1 protein-coding gene is annotated in these 271 nt (G+C 48.3%); it reads right to left on the minus strand.

Features of this window, described 5'->3' with window-relative positions; translation table 11 throughout:
* Positions 1–195: response regulator (locus HWX34_RS12410; RefSeq protein ID WP_178972538.1), on the minus strand; the 195-nt coding region annotated here is incomplete at its 3' end.
* Positions 196–271: the final 76 nt, after the last annotated feature.

Genomic DNA, 271 nt, shown 5'->3' on the forward strand with positions numbered 1-271 from the left:
ACCCGTCATATTGGGCATGTTCCAGTCGGAAACTATAAAGTCGAAATGTTGCGTTTTCAGCTTGTGCAAGGCGACCTGGCCGTCTTCGGCCTCGTCCACATTGGTAAAGCCCAGCTCTTTCAACAAGTTGCGCACGATGCGTCTCATGGTCGAGAAGTCGTCCACAACAAGGAAGCGCATGTTTTTATCTGGCATCTGGGTAGGTCCTGAAATGTCGGTATTCCATTGAGCCGTTGATTTTAACGGTTACCTCTGCAGAAATGGAATCAAA

Source organism: Aquitalea sp. LB_tupeE (assembly GCF_013391415.1).
In the GTDB taxonomy this organism is placed as follows: domain Bacteria; phylum Pseudomonadota; class Gammaproteobacteria; order Burkholderiales; family Chromobacteriaceae; genus Aquitalea.